Origin of the sequence: Absiella sp. AM29-15, from assembly GCF_003434225.1 — a bacterium.
GTDB classification, from domain to species: domain Bacteria; phylum Bacillota_I; class Bacilli_A; order Erysipelotrichales; family Erysipelotrichaceae; genus Hoskinsella; species Hoskinsella hominis.
The window spans coordinates 75,437-94,130 of record NZ_QVFL01000001.1 but is presented as its reverse complement, the minus strand read 5'-3'; the positions used below and the strand labels follow the sequence as shown (position 1 = coordinate 94,130).

General features: G+C 32.7%; 19 protein-coding genes. 10 read left to right on the top strand and 9 right to left on the bottom strand.

The features are described from left to right. Positions 1–47: 47 nt before the first annotated feature. Positions 48–944, top strand: coding sequence for an ROK family protein (locus DW761_RS00470; RefSeq protein ID WP_117516087.1), 897 nt, complete (start codon positions 48–50; stop codon positions 942–944). Positions 945–981: 37 nt separating this feature from the next. Here DW761_RS00470 and DW761_RS00465 read toward each other — a convergent pair whose 3' ends face one another. Together DW761_RS00465 and DW761_RS00460 are read right to left on the bottom strand one after the other, a co-directional pair. Then, entirely contained in the window at positions 982–1,356 is a 375-nt protein-coding gene (locus DW761_RS00465) for a helix-turn-helix domain-containing protein (RefSeq protein WP_117516086.1), read from the bottom strand. Positions 1,357–1,503: 147 nt separating this feature from the next. Continuing rightward, on the bottom strand, positions 1,504–2,745 hold the full coding sequence (locus tag DW761_RS00460) for a cation:proton antiporter (RefSeq protein ID WP_117516085.1): 1,242 nt from the start codon (positions 2,743–2,745) through the stop codon (positions 1,504–1,506). Between the two features lie 105 nt (positions 2,746–2,850). On the opposite strand from DW761_RS00460, the gene DW761_RS00455 reads away from it, so the two are divergent. After that, positions 2,851–3,738 carry a LysR family transcriptional regulator gene (locus tag DW761_RS00455; RefSeq protein ID WP_117516084.1) on the top strand — a complete coding sequence of 296 codons (888 nt, stop codon included), beginning with the start codon at positions 2,851–2,853 and terminating at the stop codon, positions 3,736–3,738. A gap of 75 nt (positions 3,739–3,813) precedes the next feature. On the opposite strand, the gene DW761_RS00450 is transcribed toward DW761_RS00455, so the two are convergent. Next, positions 3,814–4,431, bottom strand: coding sequence for a flavodoxin family protein (locus DW761_RS00450; RefSeq protein ID WP_117451377.1), 618 nt, complete (start codon positions 4,429–4,431; stop codon positions 3,814–3,816). 105 nt (positions 4,432–4,536) lie between these two features. On the opposite strand from DW761_RS00450, the gene DW761_RS00445 reads away from it, so the two are divergent. The 4 genes from DW761_RS00445 to DW761_RS21605 all read left to right on the top strand — a co-directional run bounded on the left by DW761_RS00445 (position 4,537) and on the right by DW761_RS21605 (position 6,550). Then, positions 4,537–4,881 carry a GIY-YIG nuclease family protein gene (locus DW761_RS00445; protein ID WP_117451379.1) on the top strand — a complete coding sequence of 115 codons (345 nt, stop codon included), beginning with the start codon at positions 4,537–4,539 and terminating at the stop codon, positions 4,879–4,881. Then, the gene (locus DW761_RS00440; protein WP_117451381.1) at positions 4,814–5,374 is read left to right on the top strand and encodes a TetR-like C-terminal domain-containing protein; all 561 of its coding nucleotides are present in this window, start codon (positions 4,814–4,816) and stop codon (positions 5,372–5,374) included. The genes DW761_RS00445 and DW761_RS00440 overlap by 68 nt, the downstream gene beginning before the upstream one ends. Before the next feature lie 131 nt (positions 5,375–5,505). Further along, positions 5,506–6,237, top strand: coding sequence for a class I SAM-dependent methyltransferase (locus DW761_RS00435; protein ID WP_117451383.1), 732 nt, complete (start codon positions 5,506–5,508; stop codon positions 6,235–6,237). 181 nt (positions 6,238–6,418) lie between these two features. Then, positions 6,419–6,550: a hypothetical protein gene (locus DW761_RS21605; RefSeq protein ID WP_255412348.1), complete on the top strand. Its 132-nt coding sequence runs from the start codon at positions 6,419–6,421 to the stop codon at positions 6,548–6,550. Between the two features lie 206 nt (positions 6,551–6,756). On the opposite strand, the gene DW761_RS00430 is transcribed toward DW761_RS21605, so the two are convergent. The 5 genes from DW761_RS00430 to DW761_RS00415 form a co-directional block, all read right to left on the bottom strand. Further along, positions 6,757–8,052, bottom strand: coding sequence for a hypothetical protein (locus tag DW761_RS00430; protein WP_233512987.1), 1,296 nt, complete (start codon positions 8,050–8,052; stop codon positions 6,757–6,759). Positions 8,053–8,192: 140 nt separating this feature from the next. Continuing rightward, entirely contained in the window at positions 8,193–9,647 is a 1,455-nt protein-coding gene (locus tag DW761_RS00425) for an ABC transporter permease (RefSeq protein WP_117451387.1), read from the bottom strand. Next, on the bottom strand, positions 9,644–10,519 hold the full coding sequence (locus DW761_RS00420) for an ABC transporter ATP-binding protein (protein WP_117451389.1): 876 nt from the start codon (positions 10,517–10,519) through the stop codon (positions 9,644–9,646). The genes DW761_RS00425 and DW761_RS00420 overlap by 4 nt, the downstream gene beginning before the upstream one ends. After that, complete coding sequence (locus tag DW761_RS20915; protein WP_117451391.1) at positions 10,494–11,216, bottom strand: hypothetical protein; 723 nt, start codon at positions 11,214–11,216, stop codon at positions 10,494–10,496. Before DW761_RS20915 ends, DW761_RS00420 begins: the two co-directional genes overlap by 26 nt. Continuing rightward, complete coding sequence (locus DW761_RS00415) at positions 11,206–11,748, bottom strand: RNA polymerase sigma factor (RefSeq protein ID WP_117451393.1); 543 nt, start codon at positions 11,746–11,748, stop codon at positions 11,206–11,208. Before DW761_RS00415 ends, DW761_RS20915 begins: the two co-directional genes overlap by 11 nt. 294 nt (positions 11,749–12,042) lie before the next feature. On the opposite strand from DW761_RS00415, the gene DW761_RS00410 reads away from it, so the two are divergent. Continuing rightward, entirely contained in the window at positions 12,043–13,812 is a 1,770-nt protein-coding gene (locus DW761_RS00410) for an oleate hydratase (protein ID WP_117451395.1), read from the top strand. Between the two features lie 295 nt (positions 13,813–14,107). Next, positions 14,108–14,926 carry a Cof-type HAD-IIB family hydrolase gene (locus tag DW761_RS00405; protein WP_117451397.1) on the top strand — a complete coding sequence of 273 codons (819 nt, stop codon included), beginning with the start codon at positions 14,108–14,110 and terminating at the stop codon, positions 14,924–14,926. 41 nt (positions 14,927–14,967) lie between these two features. Here the strand turns inward: DW761_RS00405 and DW761_RS00400 are convergent, their stop codons facing one another. Further along, the gene (locus tag DW761_RS00400; RefSeq protein ID WP_117451399.1) at positions 14,968–16,863 is read right to left on the bottom strand and encodes a BglG family transcription antiterminator; all 1,896 of its coding nucleotides are present in this window, start codon (positions 16,861–16,863) and stop codon (positions 14,968–14,970) included. Between the two features lie 193 nt (positions 16,864–17,056). Here DW761_RS00400 and DW761_RS00395 point away from each other — a divergent pair, with 193 nt between their 5' ends. Next, positions 17,057–17,371 carry a PTS sugar transporter subunit IIB gene (locus DW761_RS00395; protein ID WP_117451401.1) on the top strand — a complete coding sequence of 105 codons (315 nt, stop codon included), beginning with the start codon at positions 17,057–17,059 and terminating at the stop codon, positions 17,369–17,371. A gap of 26 nt (positions 17,372–17,397) precedes the next feature. After that, positions 17,398–18,693 carry a PTS sugar transporter subunit IIC gene (locus DW761_RS00390; protein ID WP_117451403.1) on the top strand — a complete coding sequence of 432 codons (1,296 nt, stop codon included), beginning with the start codon at positions 17,398–17,400 and terminating at the stop codon, positions 18,691–18,693. The last annotated feature ends 1 nt before the right edge of the window (position 18,694 follow it).

The window sequence follows — 18,694 nt, the reverse complement described above, 5'->3', positions numbered from 1 at the left end:
AGCATATGGCTGGTAACTAATATGTTATCTACAGGAGGAAAAGGATTATGAAATATTTAGTATTTGATGTTGGTGGAAGTGCAATTAAATATGCGTTGATGAATGATGCATATGAATTACTGGAAAAGGACAGTGTACCAACACCACTTGATTCTTTAGACAGTTTTAAAAAGGCAATTCATGATATCTATGTAAAATATCAAGATGAAGTAGAAGGTATTGCGATATCTTTACCTGGTATGATTAACAAGAAAACGAATAAAATGCAGATTCCAGGATTCTTGTTATATAATGATGGCGTTGATATTGAGGCAGAACTAAAATCTGTCACAACCAATCAATTAACAATCGCAAATGATGCCAAATGTGCTGCTTTATGTGAAGTGACTTTGGGCAGCTTGAAAGATACTGGAGTTGGCGCTGTTTGTATCATTGGCAGTGGCATAGGTGGTGCTGTGACCATTGGAAACAATGTATTGACAGGTGTACATGGCTTTGCGGGAGAATTTAGCTACTTAAGCTCAGATTGGAAAAACTGCTGTGGTTTTAATGAAAAATGGGGCGCCGTAAATAGTGTTTATGCACTCATTGCAAATGTTGCTGCTAAAAAACAATTGGATAAAGATCAGTTAGATGGAAAAGCTGTATTTGAATTATGTAATCAAAAAGATGAAGTAGCACTTAGCTGCCTAAAAGAATTTACAGATTATCTAGCTGCTGGATTATATAACTTACAAGCATGTGTTGATCCTGAAAAAATCGCAATTGGTGGTGGTATCAGTAAACAGCCAATATTATTTGAATATATTCAAAAGTCATTAGATGAAATTTATGCAGCAATACCATTTAATATTCCACGTGTTCAAATCGTGAATTGTAAATACTTTAATGATTCTAATCTAATGGGAGCATTAGCAAATTATAAACTGATTATGAAAGAATAATGATAAAATGATAAGCCAAAGGATTTGTTCCTCTGGCTTATTTTTTGAAACTCAGTTTATTTTTATCATCTTTGATAAGTTCGTCTAATTGATCCATTGTAAATTGATTTAATGCAATTTTATTTAGGATGGATAATGCTTGTTGCTCTGTAAAGTCAAGCGATGCTGCTTTAAATGCTTGCGAAAAAGCTGGAGATGAAGCATCATTTGAAATTAATAACGACACTGGACAACCATATAATGTGGATAATTGATTTAAGGTATCTGAGTTAATTGAACATTCTCCTTTTTCAATTTTTGATACAAGACTTCGATCAATTGATAAATATTTAGCGATTTGTTTCTGTGTCAGGTTAGCATTTTCACGAAGTAGTTTTAGTTTAGTTCCGATATCTGTCATATGTTTTGTCATAATGTTATGCCTCTTTCTTTTCTTAATCATATACGATGAAGTCATAAAGACACAGATATTTATCAAAAGTATTACGTCAACTTTACTTTTTTCACAAAAATATGAAAAGAAGGATGATGATCCTTCTAATAATACGCTATGATTAGATTAAGAATGAGCAGTGATGGCATGTGAAGGTTTATGCTGTTGTTCACTTTGTATACTACCAGATAATTTCAAAGAAAGCTTTGCACATGCTGGACCAATCATTTCATATAAAACTGCACTGGACAATATGATCAAAGATAACATGGTTCCTTCATATGTTGGAAGGATGCGTTGACCTAATATGGCAAGTCCAATGGATACACCTGCTTGTGGAATCAAAGCTAAGCCAAGATATAGCTGCACATTCGTACTGGCATGTGAAAGTTTTGCGCCAGCCCATGCACCGGAAGCTTTTCCCATGATCCTAACAAAGAAATAAACTATCCCAATCAATCCACAGGATACCAAAGCATGTAAGTCTAAGCGCATACCTGATAGCACAAAAAATGTTAATGTAATTGGTGGTGTAAAATTATTTACCTGACGGAAAACATCTTTATTTCCCGATAGATTAATATATACTCCACCAAGTACCATGCATGATAACAATGGAGAAATATTGAAACAGCTGCATACTCCTGTCAATAGAAGAATCATAGCAATTGTGATTACCAAACGATGATCATCTGAACGATGCTCCGTGATGATATGATTTAGGATATAGGCAAAGCTAATGCCAATAAAAACCGCAAGGATATTCCATACCACAGGAAGTAAAATGATAGAAAGCTGTAGTGTTTGATCTGCATGCATAAATTCAACTAAAGCTGTACAAATACTGAAAGCAATGAGTGCCACAGCATCATCCAGAGCAGTGACCTGTAGAATGGTATCCACAAAATTTCCTTTCGCATGATATTGTCGTATCGTCATAATCGTAGATGCTGGTGCAGTTGCACAACCAATTGCGCCAAGTAGAAGGGAAAAAGACCAAGGCAGATGAAATAATAACACCATGGATAAAGTGATACATAAGCCAGCTGTCAACGCTTCAAAAATTGTAATGATCATAACTTTGCCACCTTGTTTCATCAATGTTTCTTTCTTAAAATATTTACCAACACCAAAAGCAATAAAAGCGAGTGCAATATCTGTCATAAAATCCATGCCCTGAATAATATCAGAAGGAATCAGATGAAGCACACATGGACCAATAAATATTCCTGAAATGATATAACCACTTACATTTGGAAAGTGAAGTTTTTTTGTGATACGGGTACAAAGAAAACCAGCAAGTAATATTATGGAAATAGAGATAATAATGCCTGCGTTTCCTTGCGTATCTAAGAATTCTGCTATCATATAACCGCCTCCCCATGATTGATTATAGTGTGGATTAATGATAAAATCTAATTATAATTATTTAGAGGTTTATGAAAATAATTTATAATAAGGAGGTGCTATCATATGATAGATACTAGAATTGTTTCCTTTTTGACACTTATTGAATGTAAAAGTTATACAAAGGCTGCTCAACAGCTACATCTAACACAGCCAGCAATTAGTCATCAGATACGCCAGCTTGAAGAAGAGTTTCAGGTAAAAATTTTTCACAAGAGTAAAAAAAGCCTAATTTTAACGCCTGAAGGAGAGATTTTAGAAAAGTATGCACATCGAATGATGTCTGTATATAATAGTACACATCAAGCTTTAGAGGACGCAAAAAATCATCTTCGCCGCTTTGTGATAGCGACAACACCAACAGCAGGGGAATACTATATCCCACAGTTACTTGCGGCATATTGCAGCGAACATAGTGATGTTCGTATAAATCTGATTACGGACTCTATAAATAATATTTATAATAAACTGAAATTATATGAAGCAGATTTTGCGATTATAGATGGACGACTCACTTCTGATCGATATCATTCTATCTTATTGGATACTGATTATTTATGTCTGATTATTTCACCTAAGCATCCTTTGGCAAAGCGCTCTAGTGTGAAAATGAGTGAATTACGGGATGAAAAATTTATACTTCGATCAAAAGAAGCAGGAACACGAGAGATATTTGAAAGCTACTTAGAATCTCAACGTGATTCTATCAGGAATTATCGTATATTAATTGAAACAGATTCCCTTGCGACAATCAAAGAACTGGTTATGAGTAATATGGGTGTGTCGATCATGTCACATAATGCTTGTAAAGAGGATGAACAAAAAGGCAGATTAAAAACGATTCCGATTATGAATTCCACTATGATTCGTGAAATTAACTTGGTATATCCAAAAGATTTTCAACATGTAGATGTCTTATTAGAGTTGAAGAAAACATATAGTAAACTTCATTAATCATAAAAAAGGAAGAATCCTCATTTATTTTGACGATTCTTCTTTTTATCGTTATTTATAAAATTATCCTTTGATTTATCGAATGAAATTTGTTCTTTCTTTTTCAAGTATTGCAGGGGCAATACCATTTGCTTTGGCATTTTCTAACATCTTTAACATCCATGTCATATTTTCACCAATCTGACGCATGATATACAAACCTTCTCTATCCTGCTTAACTTCTTCTGCAGTATTTCCATGTACCATATTCCAATATGGGGCAGGAACAATTAACATATTGCTAATGCCTAGATATTTATTCAGTTCATCATAAGTAGCGGTTGTTCCAGCACGCCTTGCACTTACTACAACGGCACCTGGTTTATAAGCCAAATGTTGTGATGCCGCATAGAATAAACGATCCAAGAATGAAATCATGGTACCATTGGCACTTGCATAATATACCGGGGAACCAAAGACTACACCATCTGCTTCTTTGATTTTATCAATTGCTTCATTCACGATATCATCAAAAATGCATTTTCCACTTTCACGGCATTTACCACACCCGATACATCCACGGACATTTTTGGAGCCTACCTGAAATACTTCTGTTTCAATACCATTTTTTTGTAACGTTTCCTCAATTTCATGTAATGCAGTATACGTACAACCATGAATATTAGGACTTCCATTGAATAAAATAACCTTCATAACCAATCAACCTTCTTTCTAATTCTATTGTAACATTTTTGTCAATCCTTCTTTCTCATGATACTTAAAATATGGTAAAATGATGAATAGAAAGCTGGTGGATAAATGCTATTAAATGAACTGCCGAAAGCTGATGGATATTATGTTTATCTGCTGCGATGTATAGATGAAACATTATATTGTGGCTGGACAACAAATTTATTAAAACGTTACGAAAAACATGTGAATGGTAAAGGCGCAAAATATACGAAAGCACATCCACCAATGGAAGTTTATTATTATGAAGTATGTAAAGATGCGACTACAGCGCGAAAAAGAGAATATGAGATAAAACAAATGAATCGACAAGATAAATTAAAACTAATGGATAGGGGGAAGGAACATGTCACAAACAACGAAAAAAGCATTAGCGATGTCACTGAAAACATTATTGAAAACGAAACCACTTGATAAAATCACCATCGTGGATATTGTGGAAGATTGTGAAGTTAATCGTCAAACTTTTTATTATCACTTTCAAGATATTTATGATTTAATTGAATGGATCTATACCAGTGAAGCTTTAAAGGTGATTGGTGATAAAAAGACGTATGCGACTTGGCAGGAAGGATTCTTTCATATCTTTGAATACATAGAAAACAATCGTGATTTTGTGATGAGTACCTATCATTCTGTTTCAAGAGAACATTTAGAAAATTTTTTATACCAGGAAACCTATCGTTTGTTGATGGATGTGGTGGAAGAACAGGCAAAGGATAAATCTGTGCGAGAGGAAGATAAAGCATTCATTGCGAACTTTTATAAATATGGATTTGTTGGATTAATTCTGGAGTGGATTGGAAAAGGAATGAAAGATTCTCCTAAGAAAATTATTGATCGATTAGATATCGTGATTCATGGAGATATTGATAAGGCGTTAAAAGGATTTCAACATATTGTATAGATATAGGAAATCTATTATGTTTGAGAAGAAAGGATGGGTGTTATGAGAAAAGGAATTATTGGTCATAAAAGAGCATAGACCCATGCAGAAGTCAGAACATATATCATTTTTTGCATGGGAGGTAAAGGATAATGAAAGAAAATAAATATGATGATGAAGTATTTTTTAAGAAATATAGTGAAATGGAACGTTCAAAAAAAGGTTTACAGGGGGCTGGCGAATGGTCAGAGCTACAAAAACTGTTACCTGATTTTGAAGGAAAACGTGTTTTAGATTTAGGTTGTGGCTATGGTTGGCATTGTTTATATGCCGCAAATCATGGCGCAAAGCTTGTTCACGGTATTGATATCTCAGAAAAGATGCTGGAAGTTGCAAAAGAGAAAAACAGTGCAGATGTCATCACATATGAACAAAAAGCGATGGAAGATTTAGATTTTCCTGAAAACTCTTTTGATGTTGTATTAAGCTCACTGGCATTTCATTATGTGAAAGATTTTACAACACTGGTAGAGCATATCAGTCATTGGATAGAAAAAGATGGAACATTTGTTTTTTCTGTAGAACATCCGGTCTTTACATCATTTGGAACACAGGACTGGTATTATGATGATGATGGAAATATCTTACATTTTCCAGTCGATCGCTATTATTATGAAGGAAAAAGGGATGCGATATTTCTGGGTGAAAAGGTCACAAAATATCATAGAACATTGACTACTTACTTGAATACATTGCTAGTGAATGATTTTGTGATTGAACATATCATTGAACCACAACCACCACAGGATATGTTAGATCTTCCTGGTATGAAAGATGAAATGCGCAGACCCATGATGTTATTGGTGTCCGCTAGAAAACGATGAATCACAAAAGAATCTTCGTTCATCGACTACAATAGATACAGCAAACAAAATCAATGTGTTTATCGACTATAATCGATAACGATGTGATTAGCATGCCTTAGAGAAAAAAGTATATAGAACGTATTTTGGAAATTAAAGATAATAAAATATTATGCAAGGAGATATTGAAAATGAATCCTAAATGAATTATGATGATGTAATGAAACGTCTTAAGATGGTTTTTGAAAAGAATGGTGTGAAAGAGAATGAAAAAAATCCTTTTTTTCAAAAAAGCGAAGCTAGAAGATTTAGAATGTTTACTTCTTGTATATGATTATTTTACACATTGGACAATCATTTGGTAAGTGAATCATTTAGTGAGTTTTTATGGAAGTATTCAGGGGATGAATATGGCGATTTAGAAGATGAATATTTATAGGATTCCAGAATAGTAAAAAAGCATCTACAAAATGCAATGTAGATGTTTTTTCTATATTTAATATAAATAGGATATCGTATTTTTTTTAAATCTATCTGTCTTTACCTATTACTAACATATTTGATTTTGGCTTGTATGAATATGATAATGGAAAAAATAACAGCAATACTCAACCATAATATCGTAGAAATATCTTTTAAATAAAATATCTGACTACCTATGGAAATAGGGCTAGTTCCTGAAGTATACATATAAAAACAAGGATAGATGATTTGGTTTATATCAAATTCACCACTTTGGAAGTAGAAAGGCACATAAATAAATAATAATACAATAATGATTGTGACAAACTGGTTTTTTGTTATAGAAGAAAGAAAAACAGTGAATATAATAATTGCAAAGGTTCCTAATAGAAGCATTTGGATTTGACTTCCAATAATAAATGCATTGTTTGTATAAATACCGCTAATCATGGATGGATTAAAACTATATCCTGTGCCTAAAGCATATTCTGGTAGATGCATTCTTGTAGGCTTTAATGTAAGATAAGCAATTGCAAAAATACAAAATAACTGAAGCAAAGTTGTAAATAATCCGATTGTAAGTCCAGCACAGACTTTCGCAATTGCTATTTTTATAGGCCCTTCTCTTGTAGGAACGATGATCTGATCCACTTTAGTTTTTTTCTCAATGGAAAAAATATTTGCGAGAATAATTGCGATAGGAATAAGATTAAGAAAACTAAATCGTGATAATGAGGTATATAAAGGATTTAGGGATGCCGTACCACCAAAGTAAAAAGTTGTATGATGTATTTTATCCTCAATAAATTTGTTATAGCTTTCTATATCTATCAATGCATTTTCATTTTGTGATAAATACACTTTTTTTGCATCTTCTAAACTTTTAATATTATCCTCTTTATGTGATAAAACATATAATGGTAAAGCTTTATAAGACCGGATATCAGGCTTCTTATAAGATATAGTTTCATATGAATCTAAATATATAAAATTTAACATATTTAATTCGTCTTGATGCTTATAGACAATAGGTAGAGCTGCAGTTTTTGTTTCTGAATCATAATCTATTCCAGCATATGTTCCCATATATTTATGAATGTTTTCACCATATTGATTCTCAATTGCAAAATATCGATCTTCATTCAAATTTTTTGAAACTTCTTCGAATAGTTCTTTATAATTATTACCGTATATTTTTATCATGATTTCATCATCAACTTCTTTTGTGAATTGATCATAATAGGCATTATAATCATCACAAAACTGATTCCATGTTTCTTCGGTTGCAACACCTTCATATTTTGATATGATTTTATCTGTATAGCGATATACATCATTCATCTTTGTAAGTTTTTTTCCTTCAAAAGTTTTCAAAGGAATTATTGGTTCTTCATGATAACAATCCCATGTTGTATAGGTCATGAATCCACAAACACATAAAATCATTAATATATTTATTTTATTTTTAAATACTTTCTTCACTTCACTTAAAATTAAACGTATCATAAAAACCCCTAACGATTTTCTACATAATGCCTTTTTGCTTTCACTAGCATGACTGCAATGAGGACAACTCCACATAATAACCAGAACATCGTAATGAAATTTTTCCACATAAGGGCATGAGAGAAAACAGACAAATAAGGGAATCCATAGTACACATTTGGAATTAGGTAATGGTTTGGTTCCAACATAATACTAGGTGTAAATCTTAATATATCTACAGGCAGAAATAGTGTTGCGAAATAAGGAGTCATAACAAATAGGAACATGATGATAATGGTGATAAATTGATTTTTTGTGAAGAAAGATAATGCCATCGTAAGCATGGAAATGACAAAGGTTGCCAGTAATAATAAGCCAATAAATAGGAGTGTATATTCTTTATAGGAATACATGCTTAAAAATATTTCCTCCGTCATACTGCAATCCCAACTATCTAAATTTAACTTTAAATTTGCGATCATAAACACTACCAGTAGTTGTAGTAAAACGGTTGTGAAAGCCACAAGAAAACCTGCAGTCAATTTCGCAATTGTAATATTTTTATACCCTGTTTTTGATGGGACAATCACTTGGTCTGTTTTGTTATGATTTTCAATAGAAAATGAATTTGCCAAAACAATCGCAGAAACAAGTAATGTGAAGAATGTAAATTTAGTTAATAATCCGATAAACTGTTCCATATCACTGGTATCACCAAATACAAAATCATTGTTTTTGATCGTTTGTTTGATTTGATTCAGGTTCAATGTTTTTAGCGCACTATTTTTCATTTCAATAGAAGATAAGGCACTTTCTTCAAGCTTATCTTTGTGTGACATATAGTATAAAGGATTATTATAAAATTCATCATAATCAGTTAGTAAAGCATCGCCGCTACCTTGTGCTTGAGATACATAAGATGCATCATAAGTTCCTCGATAGATATAATTTAACATATATAGCTCGCCTTGCTTTTCATAAAAGGCAGGAAGGATCACTGTTTTTGTTTCGGCGTTGTAATCACTAATACTCGATGGACTAATTGAATAAGGGCTATTTCTTTCCATACTCATATACTTATTTGCATCTTCTTCTGAAACCTGACCTTTTATTTTATTGAATATGTCCAAATAATCTTTGCCATACGTTTTTTTCATCATGGCATCATTATATTGTTTTGTAAATTCTTTGTAGTAATTGTTGTAATCTTTTTTGTATTGTTCCCACAAAGACGCATCTGCCTTTTTATGATATTTGGATAATATCTCATGCTTATAGGCTTTTACTTCTTCTATATTTTTTAATTCTTTGCCATCAAACGTTTTTAAAACAATTGGTGTTTGATCAAGATAAAGTGGTATGTCTTCTGGTGATAAGTTAAGATAACTAACAATCCCCATTCCTATGATCATCGCAAGAATGACGAATAAATTAAGCTTATTCTTTAAGATCTTTTTGACTTCATTGAGAATCAGGCGCATCATGCTTCATCACCTTCTTCATTAAAATGATATAAATATAAATCATCTAAATCACTTTCAACTTCTATGGCTTGTGCATTTGGCTTCACATCCGATACCATACGTAAATCTACCCCATCCGCAACTTGATGGCTTTTTACGATGATGTATTGATTCATCAATTGTGTTGCCTCTTGATCGCTTACATGAACATTCCATACCTTATGCTCCATACTTTTCAATAGATTTTCGCAGGTATCATGCATAATTACAGTTCCTTGTTTCATAACGATAATATCATCCGCAATGGTTTCAATATCACTGACAATATGTGTAGATAATAATACCAAACATTTTTTTGATAAAGACGCAATCAGATTTCTAAATACAATACGTTCTTTTGGATCTAAACCAGCAGTTGGTTCATCCAAAATTAAAATCTTTGGTTCATTTAATAATGCCTGAATGATTCCAACTCTTTTCAACATACCACCTGACAAGTTCTTCATTTTTTTACGACGATGTTCTTGCAGGTTTAATTCCTTGATCCAATGATCAATCCGTATCTGGGCATCTTTTTTTGGAATACGTTTTACAATGGCCATATAGTTTAAAAATTCATCAATCGTATAATTTGGATAAAAACCAAAATGTTGAGGCATATAACCTAACATATCGCAAAAGATGTCATATTGTTTTTTGATGGAAACCCCATCGGCATAAATTTCACCTTCACTACTTGGTAATAACCCGCAGATCATACGTATCAGTGTTGTTTTCCCACTGCCATTTGCGCCAAGTAACGCATGAATTCCATTGTTTAATGTAAGTGAAATGTGATCGACTGCTTTTTTTTCTTTAAATGATTTACTAATATCCTTCATTACTAATTCCATAAAACGTTTCCTCCTTTTCGGTGTTTTTGTAAAATATAAATAATAAAATGATTAATAAAATTGTAATGATACCAAATACAGTATAGACATAAAGCATAGGAATGCTCATTAATTGGTAAATAATAACCTCTTTTAATGTTGTATAAATACCATAACAAGATGCATATAAAATAATGGCACTGAACTTTGTATGAATAAATCTTTCAAATACCATAGAAATGCACTGTATCAAATAAATTGGTAAAATTGTATTTAATATTAATAAGCTGATGTTTGCATTTGGTAAATTTAATTGAATCAAAAGAATAAATATAAACCCAATGATTTGTAATGTGGAAATCAAAATGCTCTTATAAAGAAAGGTCCTTCCAGAATTCAAATAGGTGACATCTAATAATTCGTTCATTTCATAGATGTGATGTTTATGTGTTTCATAAGCAGAGAGCGCTCCTAATATCATAAAATAAATAGTAGAACTCGCAAGAAACATATCTGGGAAAAAGAAGCCAATAGAAAGAAGCATCACGATACCCAAGCATGCACTTTTGATATAATAAGCAGTATCTAACATATAAAGCTGAAATATGGTGGATAGCTTTGTAGGCGGTATCGTTTCTTTTAATACGTTGTAGCATTGTTGCTTGGTCGTTTCCAAACCTTCTTCTGGAATATCAATCTCATCAAAGTCATGATACATGTTGATCACCATCCTTTATTATTTTTTTCATTTTGGCAAGGGCACGATAATGTCTGGTTTTTAATGTGTTTTCACTTTCATTTGTGATTTGTGAGATCTCTTTGAATGTCATTTGTTTCAGATAATGAAAGATTAAAATATCCTGATCTTTATCTGGCAGTTTTTGTAAGCATAATCTTAATTCTTCAAAGGTCAATGTGTGAAGGACATCTTCTGACAGATTGTAATCATCTTTTGATATCTCATCATTTAATTCTGTGTAATCAAAGCGTTTTTCTTTTCGATAATAGGTGTGACAACAATTCATCGCAATGGTGTATAAATATGCCAGCACTTTTCCATTACTTTGATAATTGTGAATCTGTTTGATAAAACGTAGAAAGACTTCCTGTGTAATATCTTTTGCTTCCTCTTTTCCTGATACTTTGCAGAAAACATAGCGATATACGGAAGGATATAATGTTTCAATAAATGCATTTAAAGCTTCTTGATTCCCTTTTCTGATTTCCTTTAGATAAGCTTTCTCATTCATTTTTCCCCTCCTTCACCCATATAACACTAGATATAAAAAAATAGTTTCATATATTTCATAAAATAATTATACAGGGTTTCGCACAAAATAGAAAAGCCTTCCAGATATCTCCAAATTTCGCAATTCAAACAGATATACTTAAATAAAGAAACTAGACACCAAAGGGGTTATGTCAAAATTTTAGACAGATACAGGCAAGTGTGAAAACTTTCAACACGGGCAAAGTCGTGTCTATGGTGGCAATTTAAAATTCACGTTATCCTATAGGTGTAAAAACAAACGGAGGTAATGGATATGTATTATAGTAATGGTAATTATGAAGCATTTGCACGTCCTTTAAAACCAGCTGGAGTTGATCGTAAATCAGCGTATCTTGTTGGTTCTGGTTTAGCATCTTTGGCAGCCGCATGTTTCCTGGTTCGTGATGGACAGTTGAAAGGGGAACATATACATATTTTAGAAGAATTAAATATCGCAGGTGGTGCATGTGATGGTATCAAAGATCCAACCAAAGGATTTATTATCCGTGGTGGTCGTGAAATGGAAAATCATTTTGAATGTTTATGGGATTTGTTCCGTTCTATTCCTTCTATTGAAACAGAGGGTGTATCTGTTTTAGATGAATATTATTGGTTAAATAAAGCAGATCCTAACTATTCTTTGATGCGTGCGACAATTAATCGTGGAGAAGATGCTCATACAGATGGAAAATTTGCGCTAAGTGATGAAGCTGCTATGGAAATCATGAAATTGTTCTTTACGAAGGATGAAGATTTATATGATAAAACCATCAATGATGTATTTGATGAAGAATTTTTTAAGAGTAATTTCTGGTTATATTGGAGAACCATGTTTGCCTTTGAACAATGGCACAGTGCTTTGGAAATGAAGTTATATATCCAGCGTTTTATTCACCATATTGGTGGTTTACCAGATTTCTCTGCATTAAAGTTCACAAAATATAATCAATATGAATCTTTGATTTTGCCTATGATTAAATACTTGGAAGCACATCATGTGCAATTCCAGTATGATACTAAAGTCACAAACGTAATTTTTGATATCAAAGATGATAAAAAAGTCGCAAAACAGATTGTATGTATCCATGGTGGAAAAGAAGAAACAATCGATTTAATCGAAGATGATTTGGTATTTGTGACAAATGGCAGCTGTACAGAAAATTCCAGTCTTGGTGATGAAAACCATGCCCCAGAATTTAAAACGGAAAATGGTGGCTGTTGGCAGTTATGGAGAAATATCGCAGCACAGGATCCAAGCTTTGGACATCCGGATAAATTCTGTACTGATACAGAAAAAACATATTGGGAATCCGCAACCATTACAACATTAGATGATAAGATTCCACCATATTTGGAGAAGATTTGTAAACGTGATCCATTCGCAGGGAAAGTCACAACCGGTGGTATTGTAACCGCAAAAGATTCTAACTGGTTATTAAGTTGGACAATCAACCGCCAGCCACACTTCAAAGATCAGCCCAAAGATCAGCTAGTCATCTGGTTCTATGGATTATTTGGCGATGTGCCAGGAAACTATATTAAGAAACCGATGAGAGAATGTACAGGTATAGAAATCACAGAAGAATGGTTATATCACTTAGGTGTTCCAGAAGATGAAATCCATGATATGGCAGTCAATTCTGCACGTTGTATCCCATGTATGATGCCTTATATTACTGCATTCTTTATGCCTCGTACCAAAGGAGATCGACCAAAGGTTGTGCCTGATGGATGTGTAAACTTTGCATTTATCGGTCAGTTTGCGGATACAGTTCGTGATACAGTCTTTACAACCGAATATTCCGTAAGAACAGCAATGGAAGCTGTATATACATTATTAGATGTTGATCGTGGTGTTCCTGAAGTATTTAATTCTTGTTACGACGTTCGTGTATTATTGGATAGTACGTATAAGATGATGGATGGTAAAAAACTATCAGAAATTGAATTGCCTTGGATGATGAAAGTCATTGAAAAGAAAGGTTTAAAGAAGATTCAGGGAACCGTTATCGAAGAATTATTACAGCGATATCATTTGATTTAATAAGGGGTCGTATGCGATGCATACGGCTTTTCTTTCTTTATTTTTCAGGAAAACGTGATGATTTTGATAAAAGTCGCCCTAAAAACGTGATGATTTGCATAAAACTCGTCCAAAAAATGTGATTTTTCTTGAAAAAGTCCCCCTAAAAACGTGATTTATCTGCTTTAAATGCCCATTTTAAAGGGTTTTGTGAATTTGTACGAAATTTTCTATTCTATGAAAACGTAATCCATTGTATGTAACTCCAAAATAAGGTACGATTGTGTATGAGAAAAAGGCTAGGAGGTTAAGGTACATGGTAAATGGATTAGATATAAAAGCAGTTATGTGTGATGTAGATGGTACAATATTGGGTAATGCTGGAGTTGTGACTGAAAAGACAGTCAAAGCAATCAAAAAGTTAAAAGAAAAAGGTATTCTTTTTGGTTTATGTACAGGGCGTGATGTAAAGAGTGTAAGAAATCAGCTTGGTGAATGGGGAATTGAAGGTCTAGTAGATGCCATTGTTGGAAGCGGTGGCGGTGAAGTTTTTGATGTAACGTTGGATTTTGATAAAGCAAGTTTTCCTTTAGATGGTGCATTGATCAAAGAAATTATTGCGCATTATGAAGATTTAAATGTAAATTTTGCGATTCCATATGATGGATTGTTGTTTGCGCCAAAGGATGATGATTTAATTAAAATGCTTTCTAAGGCAGATGGTATTGATTATCGTGTCGTAGATTTTGATGAATTTTTAGCGGAGCCAAAACCAAAAGTAATGTTGGTATTTGAGCCAGAATACATGGATACAGTAATTGAAAGAAGTAAGACATTCCATAATGATAACTATAAATCATCAGGATTAATTACGGCAAGTGTATTGTATGAATATATGGATCCAAGAGTCACAAAGACATATGGCTTGGAGGAAATTATGGGATTACACGGCTGGACAATGGATAATCTTTGTACCTTTGGGGATGCTGATAATGATCATGACATGACGTTAAACGCTGGTGTTGGTGTGGTCATGGAAAATGGCAGTGAGCTGACAAAGAGTGTTGCGGATTATATCACAGGCGATTGTGACCATGATGGTATTGCGGAGTTTGTGGAAAAATATTTATTGTAGAAGAAAAATACCGTTTCCAATGGGCAGGAAATGGTATTTTTTTATTCATATAAAGCAATAATGGTATTCATAAATTCATCATATGATTTGACATTAACTAATCGTTCTAGATTTTCATCATCACTGCATGTTCCTGCAAGAAAGGAAAATACATCTGAAAAATTAGAAAAGTCACGCTTATTAATACATACCATAAAGATAATTCTTACGGAAGTATTTCCCCATAAAACAGGAGTTTTTAATATTGATACTTCTATCACTGTTTTGTTAGCGTAAAAATCAATAGGATGTGGTATTGCAATCATACCAAAATTGGTAGCGGATATCTTTTCTCTATCAAATATTTTCTGTTTAAATTCTTCTTGTACATAACCAAGAGAGTGTAAAGCATCACTCATTTGATTGATAGCATCTTCTTTTGATTGGTACTTTGCATGGAGGGTAAACAACTTTTTATCAATGAGCTTTCTTAGTAAATCAATTGTTTTATCCCTTGCTTTTGCTTTTTTTAATCGTTTGATCATGATGCTGATATTGTCTTTATCATTTTCATTGAAAAAATTTGATATCAACACACAATGATTTCCTTTATTCACAGGAATTGTGGAAAGAATAATATCACATGATATATCCTCTAATTCAATAGGATTTGTGACAATAGATGAAATCATCATATCATCGTGAAAGTACGTTTCAATTTTTTTAAACTGTTGATTATAATAAGAATAATATTGTGGACAGACCAAAACTGCTTTTAACTTATCTCTGATGCTATTTAATTCCTCTATTCGAGCACCGATATGTAAAGCAATATAGGCGATTTCATCATCATATACTTCCACATGTTGTTCCTTGCTGATTAAATTAGAAATATAAACAGCAATGTCATAGATAAATGGGGAAGTAGATTTTATATTATATAATAATGGATTATGAATGGAAATTTGTTCTTTTAGGCGAATCAACATATTTTTAATATGTAAAGAAAATGCGATGACGAATTCATTGGTATTTAAATCAATGTCATAAATTTTGTAAATTTCAGATATGATGTAGCTTACCAATGATAATATTTCATTACTTACAGATAATTTTGTACGATCAATTCCTTCGATTTCTTTATTTCTGATAGCTCTTGTCATTAAGAGCAGTGTAAACTGATAACGATTACTACTAGTGAATTTCACTTTATAAATTTCTTCGAGTGATTTGCACACTTCATCAATAATTGATACAAAATGGTGATTTAAATCTCTAAATTCTTGATGCATATCCTCATTGATTTGTGTCAGAGATAAAGATTGCTGCTGATCCATCGCGATTAATATATGAAGTAATAAATTAATCAGGGAATATTCATCCATAAAGAAATGTGCATCGTTTAGCTTTTGTATGAGAATATCACGGATTTCTTCTGCATTATAATTTTGAAAGATATCATTCAGTGTTGACAGACTGACCAGTGAATTTTCTGCTTCACCATAAATTAGCTGAATCATAAGAGCTTTTTTATCTTTTGTGGTACCATTGATAAATAATTGATTATTTTTTGTTTTAAGGACCAGACCATATTTTTCAATACTGCGTCTGATCTTTTTTATTTCATTTTGTAGGGTAACTTCTGAAATACATAAATATTCAGCAAGATTATCTATATCAAAGCGATAATTATTTACCAAAAGATTTCGTAGAATATAGGATTTTCTTTCTTCATAGGTCAAAGGAATAGAGTAATCTTCTTTTAACTCTAATGATTGCTTAACGATAATTCCTTTTGATGTAGTTTCTATACAATCCTGATACTCTTCTTTGATCTCTTTTAAGTAATTTTGTATGGTTCTTTGAGTAACATTAAAATGAGCAGCAATAGATTTGGTAGTTAATAATTCTGTATGAGAATTGTTTAAGAATTGTATGATATCTCTTTTCGTGACCATTTCATATACCTCCCAATATGAACCATTTTATGAAACATGATACATATTATATCTTAATTTACAATCAAATTATACCGTTTCATGGTATTTTAAAAAAGTTCCAAAATTTCGTCATTGAATGAAAATGCTAAACTTTTTTTGTTATGTAAGTTTTCGCATAATAGTGGTGTAAGTTGAAAGGAGGCAAAAACAAATGCCAAAATATAATATCTTATTGTGCTGTGGAGCAGGAATGAGTTCTGGATTTTTAGCACAACGAGCACAAAAAGCTGCAGACATGAAACAAGCAGATATCAATATCGATGCCAAAAGTCAAAGTGTGGTAGAAGATGTATTAGAGGATTATCAATTATTACTCTTAGGACCTCATTATGAATCACACTTAGATGAATTTGAGGAAATGGCAGAGCCATATGATATTCCAGTCGCAGTGATTCCACAAAAAATCTATGGAGCGCTTGATGGAGAAGGACTTGTAGATTTCGCATTAGAGCAATTAGAAAAATAATATTATGTAAAACAAGGAGAGCAAATATGAAAAAATTAATGGACTGGCTTCAGAATTCATTAACGCCAGCAGTACAAAGATTTACTAATAGGCCATGGGTATCTGGATTTTCTGCAGGTATCGTCAAATGTTTACCATTTATCTTAACCGGTTGTGTCATTTTCTTCTATAATGTTGTACAACCATATTTTCCAAACTTTTTACCAAATCTAAGTGATGTTACGACATATACATTCAATCTGTTAGCTCTGTTAGTATCATTTATGATGGTGTATCAGTTAATGGGATCTTTGAAACATCGTGGATATCAGGTTGTCGGAGGGTTAACTGGTATCTGTGCATATATTCTAACAATGAAAGGAACCATTGTGGATGGAGTATATTCTGTTACATGGAACCGTTTTGGACCTACGGGTATTGTAGTTGCAATTATTGTAGGATTATACGTTGCATTTATCTTCCATATGGTTGCTAAGATGAAATTGTTTAAAAATAATAAAACTGTTCCAGAGTTTGTTCAGGAATGGATTAAAAATATTATACCGATTTTTATAACAATTCTTACCATGAAGATATTAATTATCGATTTTGATGTAGATTTATATCCATTGGTATTATTGATTTTTGAACCAGTACAGGCAATCGCACAAACATATCCTGGTTTCTTATTGGTTATCTTTATTCCAGTATTCTTCTATTCTCTTGGTATATCTGGCTGGACTTGGTCAGGTCCTAGAAATGCTATCTTTATTCCTGCACAGGCTGCCAATGTTGCGGCAGTAGCAGCTGGCGGTATTGCGACAAATCTAACAACTTCAGAAGTATGTAATGGAATCGCTTTATGTGTATTGGGTGGTATGGGATGTACACTAGCATTTAATATTCTATTGCTAACATCAAAAAGTAAACGATTAAAAACTTTAGGTAAAGTATGTATTGGACCTTCTATTTTCAACATTAATGAACCAGTATTGTATGGAGCACCAATGGTATTTAATCCAGTTCTAATGCTTCCAATGTATATTTGTACCTTTGTAAATGCAACGATTGTATATGTTATTATGAAAATGGGATTATTAGCTGTTCCTACTATTGAACTTGCAATGGTCGCAACTATTCCAGCACCTATTTCAACTGTTATGTTTACAGGCGATATGATGGGAATTCTGTGGTGGGCAGTCGTTCTTGCGTTGGATATCATCATTTATTATCCATTCTTCAAAACATTTGAAAAAGTAACAATGGCAGAAGAAGAGATGAAACTTTTAAAAAAAGAAGAACGAAAAGAAGTGAAGAATACAGAAACGAAAGCAATCGCTTAAA